The organism is Mycobacterium sp. FW102-FHT13B02, from assembly GCF_058790275.1.
This window is the reverse complement of sequence record NZ_JBYTCM010000030.1, coordinates 26,149-41,065: the sequence shown is the minus strand read 5'-3', so window position 1 is coordinate 41,065 and position 14,917 is coordinate 26,149. Positions and strand designations below refer to the sequence as shown.

The following is a 14,917-nucleotide window of genomic DNA, read 5'->3' as shown; positions in this document are numbered from 1 at the left end:
ACAATAAGGGCGATACCCGCGGTCAGCACCGTCCCAGGCAATCTCAGAAGTCGCATCATCGCCTACCGGTGGTGAGTGTGGCTGAACGCAGGACACGAACGGTAGTGCCGTCTTTCACGCTGTCTAACACACTCGGCACCTTCCCGAACCACGAATGAACTCAAGAGTGGATTCGGAGCCACGACCCGAGTGGATGGGTCACCCCACGGACGTGGGTGCTAGAGGCGTGCGCGCATCCAGTCAACGAGGACCGCACTGTCGTCGTCGGACAGTTCGGTGCCGAAGGTGTCGGCCAACAAGGCGGGCACATCGCCGATCTCGACCACACGTGTGGAGCACGATCCGTCGGGATGCGTTGTGGTCCAGGTGGTGCCGTCAAGGACATGCTGGACGTCGGCGACGAATCGCTGGACGAACGGACGGGTGGTGAACGGCGATCTCGGCGAGGTCGACACGTAATGGTTGCCTACTGCGAAGTCGACGGGGTACTGCGGATCGAGCGTGAAGACGTGCCTGTCGAGCCATGTGATTTCGCCACCCACGCTCGACCGTTGCCACAACGTCCACACATCCGGGTGCAGTACCTCGGTGTCGGCGCCGAGCGGTGCACGGGACAGTCGCAACTGCCACCCGTCTTGGTCGACCTCGTTACCGGCGGTGAGCTCGATCGGTTCGAGTGGACCGCGGCCGAATCCGACATCGCACAGCCAGCGCTGATCGTCGTCGAATTCGACGACGATCAATGAGTGGGTCCGCGGCCGCATGGAGTCCGCGCCCAGGGTGACGCGCCCGGCGAGCGCGGTGAACCGGAACCCCAGTCGCTCCAGTGCCGCCGCGAACACCGTCACGTGCTCGTAGCAGTAGCCACCGCGCCTGTGCCGAATCAGCTTGTTCTGCAAGGTATCCAGATCGAGGACGATCGGCCGGCCGAGCATGATCTCGAGATTCTCGAAGGGAATCGACGTGGTGTGGGCGCGGTGCAGGGATGCCAGAGTCTGGGCCGTCGCGACACGCTCGCCATCGAACCCGATGCGCGTCAGGTAGGCGTCAAGATCGAGTTCATCGCCATGCCAAGTGGTCACAGCCCCACGATAGCCAGAGACCTACTGAGCTCAGCCAGAGTGCGCATCCAAGCCAAGGCGGTTGTCGTTCGTTAACAAGGCGTTGAGCGATACCTGTTCGATCCGCTCGTCGACCTCACACTGATCTGCGAATGCCAATGGCCAGTTATCACACGCCTTTCGGTGATGGCGGGTAATAACTGGCCATTGCGCGGGGTCAAGCCGGAGCGTCGAGCAGCTCAGCGAGGTGGCGATCGATCTGGGCCATATAAGTGGGCGCAAGACCGAACAGCCCGAGGTGCCCGCCGATGTCTTCGATCACCCGCAGTTCGCTGCCGGCGATCAGCTCCTGCTCGGGCTTGCAGTCTCGTACCGGGAACAGCTGATCCTCGTCGATCGGCATGACGAACGTCTTGGCGGTGATCCGCCCGAGCGCGGCAGCCAGATCGCCACCGGTGTGGCGCGCCACGTCGCCGCGCTGCCATGCCCATGACTGCGTCAGCAGGTTGTTGGGATCCATTGCGGTGAAGTAGGGCTCCAGGAATCCGGCGAGAAACGCTTCCCTGGAATCGAATTCGAGTGCGCGCCAGATCTCCTGCTTCCAGAATTCGGTGGAGAACCCCACCACCGACCAGATGTGGGCCTGACGGGTCAACCCGTTCACGACGTCGGTATGGGAGGTGTACTCGCCGCCCGACCAGGCCGGATCGGATTGAAGCGCCTCCCGCATGATCTCGGCCAACAAGAAGTCACCCGGTGTGTTCTGCGCGGTCCCGGCGATCGCGGCGGCGCGCAGCACTTTTTTGGGAAAGCGCACCGCCCATTCATAGGTCTGCTGCGCGCCCATCGAACCGCCGACGACCAGCGCCAGCCGGTCGATCCCGAAGTGCTGCCGTAACAACCGTTCCTGGGCGACGACGTTGTCGCCGATGCGGACTGGTGGAAACTTCGACATGGCGATATCGGCGTTCACGCCGGAGGCGTTGTGCGGCGACGTGGACAACCCCGACCCGATCTGGTTCACGCAGATGATGAAGTATTTCTCGGGATTGAGGGCGTGGTCGGGCCCGATGTAGGTGTCGCGCCAGATTTGGTGGGTGCCGGAGTACCAGGTGGTGATCAGGATGACGTTGTCCTTGGCGCCGTTCAAGGTTCCGAACGTCGCCACGGCCAGCTGACAGTCGGGGATGGCGCCGCCGTCTTCGAGTTCGAGTTCGCCGATGCTGATCAGTTCGTAGTCGCCGTGAAATTCGTGGCTGTAGAACGGGTTCTCGATCATGCGAGAGCCTGCACTTTCTTGCTCTCGAACTGGAAGCCGCGGAAGCCGTCCTCGGCGATCTCGTCGCAGATCGCGCGGTACGGACCCACGAAGTCCAGGCTGGGCATGAAGATCCGGGGTTTGCCGGGGACGTTGGCGCCGGTGTACCACGTGGCTGCCTGCGGGAACAGGGTCTGCTCGGCAAGTTCCTGATTGTGCTGAACCCATGCGTTTTCGGCTTCGACCGTGGGCTCGATGGTTGCGGCCTCGATCTCGTCCATATGGCTGATGATGCGTGAGATGTACTCGACATGCTGTTCGATCGACACCGGCATGTTCGACAACACCGACGGGCTCTGCGGCCCGGTGATGGTGAACAGATTTGGGTAGTCCGCGCTCATCAACCCCAGATATGTACGCGGGCCCGCGGCCCACTTGTCGCGGAGCAGGTCACCGGACCGGCCGCGGATATCGATGCGGTTCAGCGCACCCGTCATCGCGTCGAAGCCGGTCGCGAAGACGATGGCATCGAACTCGTACTCGGTGCCGTCAGCGAGCGCCAAACCCTTCGGGGTCAGGCGTGCGATTGCATTTGACTTCACATCGACCAGGTGGACATGCGGCAGGTTGAAAGTTTCGTAGTAGCCGCTGTCGAGGGGATTGCGTTTGCAGCCATAGGCATATCCCTTGGGGACGAGCAGTTCGGCCGTCTCGGGATCGTTGACCCGCTCGCGGATCTTTCGATCGAGGAAGTCGCGGATCTTGGCGTTCGCTTCCTCGGTATAGAACTGGTCTTCGAACCCACCCAGCCAGATTCCGAAACCGCCTGCATCCCAACGGGGTTGCAGCTCTGCGTCGACTTCCTCTTGCGTGCAGTCCTCGGCATTGCGGTCCAGGAAGTCCAATTCGAAGCCGAAGTTGGAATTGCGGACCCGTTCCCAGATGCCTTCGTAGTCATCCTTACGTGCCTCGCGTACTTCAGCGGGTACCGCTTGATTCTTGGCCGGCACGATATAGCTGGCGGTGCGCTGGAACACCGTGAGGTCGGTGGCCTCCTGGGCGATCAGCGGTGTCGACTGGATCCCGCTCGCCCCGTTGCCGATGACGGCGACCCGCTTGCCGGTGAAGTCGACTTTCTCGTGCGGCCACTTGCCGGTGTCGTACGTCTCGCCCTCGAACACATCCATGCCGGGGAAGCTCGGATCGTTCCATGCCGACAAGCAGCCGGTCCCCGCGATGACGAACCGCGCGGTAACCGATTCACCACCGGCGGTCGTCACCGTCCAGGTCTCGGTGTTCTCGTCGTACGTCGCAGTGGTGATGCGGGTGTCGAACTGGATGTCGCGCAGTAGGTCGAACCGGTCCGCTACGTGTTCGAGATAGCTCAGAATCTCGTGTTGCTCCGGATAGCGCTCACTCCATTCCCATTCCATCCACAGGTCTTTGTCGAAGGAGTAGCAGTAGATGTAACTCTCCGAGTCGCAGCGCGCGCCGGGGTATCGGTTCCAGTACCAGGTTCCGCCGACGCCGGCACCGGCCTCGAACACCCGGGCCGACAGGCCCATCTGGTCGCGCAGTCGGTGCAGCATGTACATGCCGGAGAACCCGGCGCCGATGACGACGGCGTCGTAGTCGGTTGCAGCGTTCATGTTTGGTTCCTCTCTCGGTGTTCACCGGACCGTGGCTGAGCCGGTCCGTACCCCTGGGCGGCCACGATGGCAGCGCGGTGGCAGATGGAGCTTGAACATCCGAGCCGAGGGCTGGAACAGATGTGCGCGATCAGCCGGCAATGGAATGCGTGTGCTCAGGAGTTGGACGATCCTGCTCGATCTGAATGTGAGCTGGGACACGCAGCGCATACTCGACGTAGCGTCCGGTGCCAGTTTGTTTCGAGAGAGGAGTCCGATGCCTGCAGGTCTGATCGTTCCGGATCAGCTCCCGACGTGGGTGCCCGGACAGTTGACCGTGCACAATCCCGACGGTTGGCAGGGGCTGTCGGTGCGCGGTTACCGATACCGCAGCTCGGACGTCGAAGTGCCGCCGATACGCGATTTCATGGTGGTGGCTTACCACCGGGGCACCACCGGGATGCGGCGCCGTGTCGATGGGGAATGGATCAACGAGACCTTGCGGCCGGGCGATGTGTCGCTTTTGACCCGTGCGGCGGCCTCCCATTGGCTGTGGTCCAGCGATATCGAAGTCGTGCACGTCTACCTCACGCGCGACGAACTGGCCACCACCTGCCGGCAGATGTACGACCAAGACATCGACGACGTGCAACTGCGCGACGAGGTTCGCGCCGATGACCCAGCCGTGTTCCGCACCGTTATCGCCATCGCCACCGAAGCCGCCCGCGGTGGCACCGGCAGTCGGCTCCTGGTCGAGTCACTGTCGACTCAGCTTTGCGTGCATATCCTGCGCAGCCATGCCGATGTGGTGTTTCGTCATACCGGCGGCGCCGACGGTCTGAGCTTCGCGCAGCAGCGCACAGTGTACGACTATGTCGAAGCTCATCTCGGCGAACCCATCACCCTCGATGGTCTCGCCGCAGCGGTGTCGCTGAGCCGGTTCCATTTTGCCCGCCGATTCCGTCAGTCCACCGGAACCAGCCCGCACGACTTCGTCCTGCGCCAGCGCGTCGAACGTGCCAAGATGCTGGTCACTCGAACGAGCGCACCGCTGCTGGACATCGCCACCCGCTGTGGATTCTCCGATCAGAGCCACATGACGCGCGTGTTCAACAGGTACGTCGGCATGACTCCGGGTCAGTACCGTAACCACCGATAGCCCGATCGGTGAGATCGGCTGAACCTTGCCGAAGCCGAAATCGACTCCGGCAGCAGCGAAATCGGCCCAATCGGCCACCGCCTCCCGCCGGCATCGGAGTCAAGCGCGGCACGCGTGTTCCCTGCTGGCCCAAAGGATTCGGGAAACGACGAGGCGTGGCGGGCGAGAGTCGCGGGGACTGCCGCATAGCGTTCAGTCGTGACAGACCATGCCGGGGTGCCCACGTGCGAAGGCCACGTGGACACCCCGGCAGTGGGTGAGAACGCCTGGGCTCGTTCGGGCGCGGGCCAAAAGACCAGGCACGTGTGCGGTGCTTGGAGCGTGACCCGGGGACGTTCGTGCGGTGTCAGTTGTTGTGCACGATGATGCCGCGGATGTTCTTGCCATCGCGGAGGTCTTGGTAGCCCTGGTTGACTTCCTCCAGGGTGTAGCGGCGGGTGATGAGTTCGTCGAGTTTGAGTTGCCCCGCATCGTAGAGACGCAGCAGTCGGACGATGTCGTATTGCGGATTGGCCGAGCCGAAAAGACTTCCCTTGATCGTCTTTTCGTACAGCGTCATCTCGAGACCCGAGATGTGCACTGTGAGTTTGGCGGGGTCTGCCATCCCGGTGATCACCACGACGCCGCCCTTGCCGACCGCGGCGAAGGCGGCGCTGACCACATCCTCGTCGACGGTGCCGACGGTGATCAGTGCCTGATCGGCACCCTGGCCCCACGTGAGTTCGGTGATCTTGGCCGCAGCCTCCTCGGCTGAGCTGAATGCATGCGTCGCACCGAGTTTGGCCGCCATGTCGCGTTTGAACGCGACAGGGTCCACGACGACCACGTACTTTGCCCCGGCGTGCACCGCACCCTGCACCGCGTTGATGCCGATCCCGCCGATGCCGTAGATGACCACAGTATCGCCGGCGCGCACGCCGCCCGAGTAGTTTGCGGTGCCCCAACCTGTGGGCACCCCGCAGCCGACGAGCACCGCGGTCTCGAGCGGCAGCCATTCGTCGATCTTGACCACTGAGTGCTGCGAGATGGTGGCCCGCTCGGCGAACGTGCCCAGCATGCACATCGCGCCGAAATCTGTTCCGCCGGAATGAAAGCGGAAGGTGCCGTCGGGAAGGCACCCGTCCAAGATGGTGGCGCCCATGTCACACAGATTCTGTCGACCGGTCGCGCAGTACCGGCATGTCCCACAGTTGGGGATGAAACTGCACACCACGTGGTCACCCGGCTTGACCTTGGTGACGCCCGGCCCCACCTCTTCGACGATTCCAGAGCCTTCGTGGCCGCCCACAATCGGATACCGCGGCGGCAGATCTCCGTCGGTCAGATGCAGATCCGAATGACACAGTCCCGCCGCCGTGTACTTGATCAGCACCTCGCCGGGGCCGGGGCCGTCCAGCTCCAATTCCATGATCTCGAACGGCTTGCCCGCTTCCAGTAGCACCGCTGCCCTGGTCTTCATGATCTGCCCTCCATGCTGGTTGGTTCGATAGGTATGGACGATGGTTGCCGCCGCCGGGGCACCATGGCTTGGACTCGTGGGCGAACCTCTTGGACGATCGTGCGGTGCTGCTCCCAGGCCCGCATGAGCCACCCGGCCGAGCACGCCTGTTCAAACTGCTGAGCCGAATGTTCAAGATTCCCCGGCTAATTCACTGTGAGAGTCGCCACACGACTCGGTGGGCCAGGTCCGCCAGGGTCGGTCGGTCTGCGCAATGCACCGGCATGGACCCCGTGCAGCGGGGATGAGGAAAGGTCGATTCGACGTGAGTTATGTGCAGCGGTCAGGCGCGCCGCGCTCGGTCCTGATGAAGTTGGCGGCACTGTCTGCCGCTGTCGCGTTGGCGGCCATTGGGGGTGTGGCGTGGTCGCCGGTCACGCGTGCTGACGATCGGCTGTACGAGCAGTTCTACACGCCGCCGGAGCCGCTGCCGGCGGGTAAGCCAGGGGATCTGATCCGGACCGAGGATTCTCCGCTGAGGCTGGAGCCCTCAGGTCAGTTGGGCGCCTACGTCGGCACGGGTACCCGAATCATGTACCGCAGCACCGACGCCCAGGGCAGTCCGGTGGCGGTGACGGGAACTTACATCGAACCCACGGTGCCCTGGCCGGGTAAGGGACCGCGCCCCCTGTTGGCGTATGCGACGGGTCCCTATGGGGTGGGGGAGCAGTGTGCGCCATCGCGATTGTTGAATCAGGGGATTCATTTCTCGCAGGGCTTCGACCTCATGTTCAACATGGAGGAGGGTTTCTGGGCAACCTTGCTTGCGCGCGGCTTTGCGTTGGTCATCACCGACGGAGTCGGCATGGGTGTGCACGGTCCGCAGTCGCCGCAGTGGCTGAACCGGGTTGCGGCCGGCACGGCGCTGCTCGACGCCGCTCGTGCTGCCAAAAAGCTCCCTGGCACGTCGCTGGATCCGCTTGGACCAGTCGCATTTTGGGGATATGCGTCGGGTGGCCAGGCGTCGTTGTCGGCGGCAGAGCAGGCAGCCACGTACGCGCCGGAACTGAAGATCGCCGGGACACTCGCCGACGCACCCGTCACTGACATCGCCGAAACGATCTCCGGGATCGACGGGAACTTCTTCGCCGTGCTGGCGGGTTATCTGTTGCGCGGAATCATCGCCGCGTACCCACAAACCGAGCAATCGATTCGAGACGTGTTGACGCCGCGCGGTTTACAGATGCTCGACTGGTCCGGGCGCACCTGCCTATTGCAGGGCGGGGTCGACTATGCCTTCCGGCATCTTGACTTCTGGTTCAACACCGACTTGAACACGCTGGTTTCCAACGATCCGTTCAAAAGTCTGCTGGCGGCGCAGCGGGTGGGCAACGTCAAACCCACCGGGCCAATCTATATCGCACACAACAGGTTTGATCCGCTGGTTCCCTACCACGTGGCCCATCAAACTGCGGCTGACTGGTGCGCAAAAGGCGCCGACGTGCAGTTCTGGACCAACGAACAACCGCCGCTGTTCAACAAACTCGACATCAACAACCTACTGCCGCTCTACGTCGACGGCGAGCGCAACATGACCTGGCTGGCAGACCGGTTCAATGACGTCCCCACTACACCCAACTGCGCGGAAGTGCAGGGGGAATCTGTGCGGGCATGAGCGCATTCAAGGACTCAGGCGGGTCGTGCGGGTAGTCAGACATCTATCTGAGGTGGTGCCGATGACCTCTGGCGTCGACACCTCGGCACCGTGCTGCGCGGGTTCCGGCCCGCAGCGGAAGCCGGTCATCGGGCCGGTTTGTCCCGGTAAATCGCCAGGCTAGGGCGCGGTCCCGGCGGTGGCGTCGTACTGATCGCGGTGCGCGAGCACCTCGTCCATGTGGTCCTGGGCCCAGGAGCGGATTCCGCGGGTCATCTCGTAGAGCGATAGTCCGAGGGGAGTCAGTTCGTAGGCAACGGTGACGGGCACGGTGGCGATGACATCTCGGGTGACCAGGCCGTCACGTTCGAGAGAGCGCAACGTTTGGGTGAGCATCTTCTGGCTCACCCCGGCCAGCAGGCGCGACAGCTCCGAATAGCGCAGCGCACGTGGACTATTCGGCGCACTGTTCGGGGCTGTGGCGTCTCCGCCCAGGGCGCAGAGAATCAGCACCACCCATTTGTTGGAGATCCGCTCGAGTAATTGTCGGCTGGGGCACACCGCCAGGAATGCGTTGTACGCCGTCTTGGCTTCCGCGCGCTCGACGGCCTTACTTCTTGCCATGGTCACCTCTTACCGTAAGGGGGGTTACGCACTTTGAAGTGCCTACTCCCGATTGGGAAGCATTCTTCCAATAATCACGTAATCAGATGAGGAGATACCACCCTTCACCAAGGAGAGACACCATGAACGACGTATCCCCGACGCCGCTTCCCGGTGGCACGTGGAATTTGGGTGATTGCGCCGTAACCCGCTTCGGTTACGGCGCAATGCAACTCGCCGGGCCAGGGGTTATGGGACCACCGGCAGACCGTGACGGCGCACTGGCAGTCCTGCGTGCGGCCGTAGACGCGGGGATCACGCATTTCGACACCAGCGACGCATACGGTCCCCGTGTCACCAATGAGTTGATCCGCCAAGCACTGCATCCGTATCCGTCTTCGCTGTTCATCGCCACCAAGGTGGGGGCGGTGCGGGACGCTCACGGCGGCTGGCCCCCGGCGCGCCGACCCCAGGACCTACGCCGGCAGGTCCAGGAAAACCTGGATGCACTAGGCGTCGACGTCCTCGATCTGGTGAACATGCGCATGGGCGATGCCACCGGCATTCAGCCGGATTCGATCGTCGAACCGTTCGAGGCGCTTGCGGAGTTACAACGGGAGGGATTGATTCGCCATCTTGGTGTCAGCAACGTCACCGATGAGCAGCTTGCGGACGCGCGGTCGATCGCGCCGGTGGTGTGTGTGCAGAACATGTACAACGTGGCCCATCGCCATGACGACGCCCTGGTTGACCGCCTCGCTGGCGACGGCATCGCCTACGTGCCATTCTTTCCGCTCGGCGGCTTCAGCCCACTCCAGTCACGGGCGCTGACGACTGTGGCCACCCGACGGGGGTCGACGCCGCTGTCGGTCGCCTTGGCCTGGCTACTGCAGCGGTCGCCGAACATCTTGCTCATTGCTGGTACGTCGTCGGTTGCTCATCTGCGCGAAAACATTGCCGGTGCAACATTGTTACTCACTGAAGAGGACCTGCGGGAGTTGAACGGCATCGGCGGTGAGATCGTGGCCGCGAGAGGGTAACTCGTCGTGTCCCCATGCCATGGGATGTGTCAGCCGTCGATCCCGAACAGCGATTCGCCCCATCCCGACTGTTGGGGTGATCGAAAGTCGTTTGACCGGCGTTCGGATCGGCGGCCTGACGCTACTCGCCGTCGGAGTAGTCGGCCGTGATCCAGCGGTCAGGACGCACGGTGAACAGCACGGTGGCCATATCGCGCATCCCTTCGACGAACGCTCGTCCATCCTCTTCGCCGAGATAGCGAATGGCGATGGCTTCGCGCACCTCCAGTGGTGCCGGGCTGGTCGCCTCCACGACGGTCCCCTCGACGATCACGTACTGGTAGGGCGGGTCTTCGCGCTGGACAACCAGTGTCACTGCACCGGCTCGCTCGATCAGCCGGGCCTTGCGTGAGGCCGCGCCCGTGTTGATCCGGATGAGCCCGTCGGGGGTGTAGTCGTACCAAATCGGCACACTCGCCGGTGGCCTGCCCTGATCGGCCGAGACGGATAAGACTCCAACGTGCTTGTCCGCGAGGAAATTCTGCCGCTGCTCTACCGTGAAGGGCTTCATGCTGTCAGCCAACACGACAAGTCGTGGGCGTATTCCGTGGCTTTCCCGCCTAGCTCACGGACGCTGAATGCTCTGGCGCCGACGTTGCGCGCAGCGTGCGCTCATCACCGTGTTGAGGCGGCGAAACCAGCTCCACGCGAGGCTGTTTCAGCTTTCGGAGCCGAGGCCGCCCTCGACTGGGAGGGAGCTTGGGTCGTGCCCGCGGCCGCCTCGCGACGCAGGCGACGCTCATCTCGGGCGATGCGCCGGTTGAGAATCCGTCGGTCGCGATTGGTGACCGTGTGATTGAGCCGGGTCAGCAGGTCCAACTGGAGCCAGCTCAGCCCGTCCAGATCCCCATCGGCGTCATGACTGGCCAGGACGATGGAGCCACGCAGCAACGGCACGGTTCGGGCGGTGAAAGTCGTTGTTGCCAGCAGGAGTTCGGTTGCGGTTCGGTTGACCCGGCGCTGGCATCGGCGTGACATGGGCGCGAACCAGAAGTCGAACTGGCGGTCAGCGCTGGTCAGGCATTGAAGTCGCTGATTCTGAATCAGTTGAGTGATGTCGGCCGGTGTGTAGGCACGGGTTTCATAGACGGTGCCGCTGGTGCTGAAGTGCAAGACAGTGTTCATAGCGATAACCCATTCGGCTCTTTCTTCGTATGGACTTGCTGTCGACAGTCGCACCCGTACTGGGGTGCTGTTATCAACGGTACCCATGTGACAATTGAGACAAACATTGATAACGCTCTGTCTGCGAAAGATATGCCCAACCGTCGCCTGGCCCGAACACTTCCGGGACTACTTCAGAGCCCGGTACGGCCCGACTATCTCCGTCTACCGCAACATCGCCGCCCACCCCGACCGCACCGCCAACCCTCGAAGACGAGCTCGTCGTCCCGGCCCGAAAATCGACCGCGGCAACGGTCCTGCCGTGCTGGATTGCGAGTACCTGTGCGTCACCACGTGAAAGCGGTGACGCACAGGCCTCAGACTGACGTCAGCTCGGATTCACTTTGGACCGGCTTCGGCCAGGGCTGCGGAATCGGGCGCTGACGCACGCGCTGCGGCCACCAGAACCAGCGTCCGAGCAGGCTGGCGATCGATGGCGTCATCAGCGACCGCACCACCAGCGTGTCGAACAGCAGACCCAGACCGATGGTCGTACCGACCTGACCGATGATGATCAGCTTGCTCACCGACATCGACATCATGGTGAAGGCAAACACCAGGCCCGCCGAGGTGACCACGGAACCGGTGCCCACCATGGCGCGGATGATGCACGTGTTCAGCCCCGCGTGGATTTCCTCCTTGATGCGGGAGACCAGCAGCAGGTTGTAGTCCGCGCCCACGGCCAGCAGCACGATGACCGACATCGGTAACACCATCCAGTGCAACGGAATCCCCACGATGTGCTGCCAGAGCAGTACCGAGAGACCGAAGGCCGATGCCAGGCTGAGGACCACGGTGCCGACGATCACCGCCGATGCGACGACCGCGCGGGTGAGGACCAACATGATGATGAAGATCAGGATCAGCGCCGCGGCCGCGACGATCATCAGGTCGTAGTCGGCGCCGATCTGCATGTCGTTGTACATGGCTGCGCTGCCACCGAGGTAGATCGACGAGCCCTCGAGGGGCGTGCCCTTGATCGCGTCGGCCGCCGCGACCTTGAGCGGTTCGATGCGCGAGGTGCCCTCCTGTGTGAGCGGGTTACCTTGGTGAATGATGGTGAACCGCACCGCATGTCCGTCGGGCGACATGAACAGCTTGAGACCCCGCTGGAAATCTGCGGTCTCAAAGGCTTCCGGCGGCAGGTAGAACGAATCATCGTTCTTGGCCGCGTCGAACGCCTCGCTCATCGCGGTGCCGGTCTTCTGCATCGCGATGGTCTGATCCTGCTGCGCCTTCTGCATCTGGTACTGGTTCAGCAGCACCTGCTTCTGATGCTTCATCGACGCGATCTGCTTGGGCATGGTCGCGACCATCTTGGGCATCAGGTCGGCCATGCGCTGCATGTCGGGAACAATGGCCTGGAAGTCATCGGACATCAAGCTGATGCCGTCGATGCTCTCGAAGACCGACCGCATGGACCAGCACACCGGGATGTCGAAGCAGTGCGGTTCCCAGTAGAAGTAGTTGCGCATGGGCCGGAAGAAATCATCGAAGTCCGACAGGTGATCTCGGGTGTCACCCATGTCCTCCGAGGTGGTCTTCATCTTGTCGGCCATCCGCTGCGACACCGCTGCCAGATCTTTCTGGACGCTCATCATCTCGGTCATGGCGTCGATGCTGTTCTGCAGATCGTCGGCCTGAGAGAGCAGATTGTTCAGATTGGTCTGCGTGTAGTCGTTGTTCATGAGCTGCGTGGAGCCGCTCTGTCCGACGGTGTACGGGATCGTCGAGTGCTTGATCGGGTCACCGTCGGGTCGGGTGATGGTCTGCACCTGGGCAATTCCGTGCACGTTCTTCAGCGCCTTGGCGATCTTGTCGATCACCAGGAAGTCGGCCGGGTTCCGCAGATCGCGATCGGACTCGACCATCATCAGGTCCGGGTTCATCTTGGCCTGCGAAAAGTGCCGGAACGCAGCGTCATAGCCGACGTTGGCGGGGATGTCCTTGGGCAGGTAGATCCGGTCGTCGTAGATGGTGTGATAGCCCGGCAGTGCGATCAGGCCGACCAGTGCCGCCACCACGGCGCCGACCAGGATGGCGCCGGGCCAGCGCACCGTCGCGGTGCCGACCCGATGCCAGCCGGCGGTTCTCGTGTTCTTTCGGGGCTCGAGGACGCGTCGGAAGCGGGTTGCGACCGCGATGACTGCGGGCCCCAGGGTCAGCGCCATCGCGACTACCATCACCATGCCGATGGCCAGCGGGAAGCCCATGGTCTGGAAGTACGGCAACCGGGTGAAGTGCAGGCACAAGGTGGCGCCGGCAATGGTCAGGCCCGAGGCCAGCACCACGTGCGCGGTGCCGTGAAACATGGTGTAGTAGGCCGATTCTCGGTCTTCTCCGGCCCGCCGCGCTTCCTGATAACGCCCGATCAGGAAGATGACGTAATCCGTCGCGGCGGCGATCGCCAGCGTCACCAGCAGATTGGTCGCGAAGGTGGTCAGTCCAAAAACGTTGTGGTAGCCCAGGAATGCCACCAGACCGCGCGCCCCGGAGAGCTCGAGCACCACCATCACCAGCACGAGCAAGGTCGCGATGACGGATCGGTAGACCAAGAGCAGCATGACCGCGATGACGCCGAAGGTGACCAGTTCGATCATCTCCATGCTCTTGTCACCGACGACGTTCTGATCGGTGCTGGTCGCCGCGGGACCGGTCACATAGGCTTTCACCCCGGGCGGAGCAGGGCTTTCGGTGGCGATGTGGCGCACCGCGGCCACCGACTCGTTGGCCAGCGTCTCACCTTGGTCACCGGCGATGTAGACCTGAACATAGGCGGCCTTGCCGTCGCGGCTCTGCGCACCCTTTGCGGTCAGGGTGTCGCCCCAGAAGTCCTGGACGTGCTGCACGTGGGTGGTATCAGCTCGCAGGTCACGGACCATCTTGTCGTAGAACGCGTGCGCGTCGGCTCCCAGCGGATTGTCGCCCTCGAGCACGATCATCACCGAACTGCTGGTGCTGTATTCGTCGAACACCTTGCCGACGCGTTTGGTGGCGATCATCGAAGGTGCGTCGTTCGGGCTCATGGACACCGCGCGCAGCTTGCCGACTTCCTCGAGCTGCGGGACGACGGTGTTCAGCGCGGCGATGACCCCGATCCACGCCAGGATGATCAGCACCGCGAACCGGCGGAGGAACCGCGGTATCCCCTTGTGCCCCTTGTTCTCTACCACCGGAATGGCGTCGGTCTGGGCCTCGTCGGCCGGCGCGCTCATGCGGCCTTCACAAAGCAGAAGGTTTCGGCGTTCATACCGGTGGCGGTCCTCTCTTCTTTGACCACGTCATCGACACTGACCCGGCAGCTGATGCTGTTGCCGTCGCTCTGGGCCAGAATGTTGGGCTGCACCGAGGGCAGGGTGGTCGACAGCGTCAACGTCCACGGCAATGACACCCCCGCGGCGCGCTGTGGCTTGCCTTCGAGGTCCATGTAGTTGACGACTGCGGTGTTACCCGTGCCGAAAATCTCGTATTTGACGAATTTGGGGTTGAAGTCCTCCGCGTTGTCCGAGCTCTTCTCGGTGATCACCACGGGATTCGAGCCAAAGACCTGGCGGACGTTCGACACGATCACCACACCGGCGGCGACCGCGACGATCACCAGTAGCGGTAGCCATGCCCGCCGAAACACTCTTGTCATCGCTGCCTTCTTCAGAAGTTGCCGACCGCGCGGTCGTCGGGCATGCGGAGACACACACCACCGTTGGTGGGCCCCCGGGTACATCTAGATAGGTAACCTAACGGAAAAAGTGGATAGAGTCCATCCATTTATATGTCGTCTTCGTTACAACCCGAGGCATGCCCACGGCATTCCTGCCGAGTCGGCGCAAAAGCGAACGGCGCCGGAAAATCCCTGGTCAGCAGAGAAACGCAGGC

At 62.8% G+C, this 14,917-nt stretch carries 12 protein-coding genes; 3 read left to right on the top strand and 9 right to left on the bottom strand.

The genetic code is table 11. From position 1 onward, the window contains the following. Positions 1 to 218: 218 nt before the first annotated feature. The 3 genes from AC3WTE_RS30120 to AC3WTE_RS30110 all read right to left on the bottom strand — a co-directional run bounded on the left by AC3WTE_RS30120 (position 219) and on the right by AC3WTE_RS30110 (position 3,968). On the bottom strand, positions 219 to 1,082 hold the full coding sequence (locus AC3WTE_RS30120) for an arylamine N-acetyltransferase family protein (RefSeq protein ID WP_492443114.1): 864 nt from the start codon (positions 1,080 to 1,082) through the stop codon (positions 219 to 221). Positions 1,083 to 1,278: 196 nt separating this feature from the next. Beyond that, the gene (locus AC3WTE_RS30115) at positions 1,279 to 2,340 is read right to left on the bottom strand and encodes an alpha/beta fold hydrolase (RefSeq protein ID WP_492443113.1); all 1,062 of its coding nucleotides are present in this window, start codon (positions 2,338 to 2,340) and stop codon (positions 1,279 to 1,281) included. Continuing rightward, the gene (locus AC3WTE_RS30110; RefSeq protein WP_492443112.1) at positions 2,337 to 3,968 is read right to left on the bottom strand and encodes a flavin-containing monooxygenase; all 1,632 of its coding nucleotides are present in this window, start codon (positions 3,966 to 3,968) and stop codon (positions 2,337 to 2,339) included. The genes AC3WTE_RS30115 and AC3WTE_RS30110 overlap by 4 nt, the downstream gene beginning before the upstream one ends. Before the next feature lie 256 nt (positions 3,969 to 4,224). On the opposite strand from AC3WTE_RS30110, the gene AC3WTE_RS30105 reads away from it, so the two are divergent. Next, positions 4,225 to 5,106, top strand: a complete 882-nt coding sequence (locus AC3WTE_RS30105; RefSeq protein WP_492443111.1) for a helix-turn-helix domain-containing protein — start codon at positions 4,225 to 4,227, stop codon at positions 5,104 to 5,106. Between the two features lie 346 nt (positions 5,107 to 5,452). On the opposite strand, the gene AC3WTE_RS30100 is transcribed toward AC3WTE_RS30105, so the two are convergent. Further along, on the bottom strand, positions 5,453 to 6,565 hold the full coding sequence (locus tag AC3WTE_RS30100) for an NDMA-dependent alcohol dehydrogenase (RefSeq protein ID WP_492443110.1): 1,113 nt from the start codon (positions 6,563 to 6,565) through the stop codon (positions 5,453 to 5,455). 346 nt (positions 6,566 to 6,911) lie between these two features. On the opposite strand from AC3WTE_RS30100, the gene AC3WTE_RS30095 reads away from it, so the two are divergent. After that, entirely contained in the window at positions 6,912 to 8,219 is a 1,308-nt protein-coding gene (locus AC3WTE_RS30095; RefSeq protein WP_492443127.1) for a lipase family protein, read from the top strand. A gap of 159 nt (positions 8,220 to 8,378) precedes the next feature. Here the strand turns inward: AC3WTE_RS30095 and AC3WTE_RS30090 are convergent, their stop codons facing one another. Then, the gene (locus AC3WTE_RS30090; protein ID WP_492443109.1) at positions 8,379 to 8,822 is read right to left on the bottom strand and encodes a winged helix-turn-helix transcriptional regulator; all 444 of its coding nucleotides are present in this window, start codon (positions 8,820 to 8,822) and stop codon (positions 8,379 to 8,381) included. Positions 8,823 to 8,944: 122 nt separating this feature from the next. On the opposite strand from AC3WTE_RS30090, the gene AC3WTE_RS30085 reads away from it, so the two are divergent. Continuing rightward, positions 8,945 to 9,841 (top strand): oxidoreductase, encoded by an 897-nt coding sequence (locus tag AC3WTE_RS30085; protein ID WP_492443108.1) that lies wholly within the window; start codon positions 8,945 to 8,947, stop codon positions 9,839 to 9,841. 121 nt (positions 9,842 to 9,962) lie between these two features. On the opposite strand, the gene AC3WTE_RS30080 is transcribed toward AC3WTE_RS30085, so the two are convergent. The 4 genes from AC3WTE_RS30080 to AC3WTE_RS30065 all read right to left on the bottom strand — a co-directional run bounded on the left by AC3WTE_RS30080 (position 9,963) and on the right by AC3WTE_RS30065 (position 14,681). Next, complete coding sequence (locus tag AC3WTE_RS30080; RefSeq protein WP_492443107.1) at positions 9,963 to 10,391, bottom strand: pyridoxamine 5'-phosphate oxidase family protein; 429 nt, start codon at positions 10,389 to 10,391, stop codon at positions 9,963 to 9,965. 104 nt (positions 10,392 to 10,495) lie between these two features. After that, positions 10,496 to 11,005: a hypothetical protein gene (locus tag AC3WTE_RS30075; protein WP_492443106.1), complete on the bottom strand. Its 510-nt coding sequence runs from the start codon at positions 11,003 to 11,005 to the stop codon at positions 10,496 to 10,498. Between the two features lie 356 nt (positions 11,006 to 11,361). Next, positions 11,362 to 14,259 (bottom strand): MMPL/RND family transporter, encoded by a 2,898-nt coding sequence (locus tag AC3WTE_RS30070; RefSeq protein ID WP_492443105.1) that lies wholly within the window; start codon positions 14,257 to 14,259, stop codon positions 11,362 to 11,364. Next, positions 14,256 to 14,681 carry an MmpS family transport accessory protein gene (locus AC3WTE_RS30065; RefSeq protein WP_492443104.1) on the bottom strand — a complete coding sequence of 142 codons (426 nt, stop codon included), beginning with the start codon at positions 14,679 to 14,681 and terminating at the stop codon, positions 14,256 to 14,258. Before AC3WTE_RS30065 ends, AC3WTE_RS30070 begins: the two co-directional genes overlap by 4 nt. Positions 14,682 to 14,917: the final 236 nt, after the last annotated feature.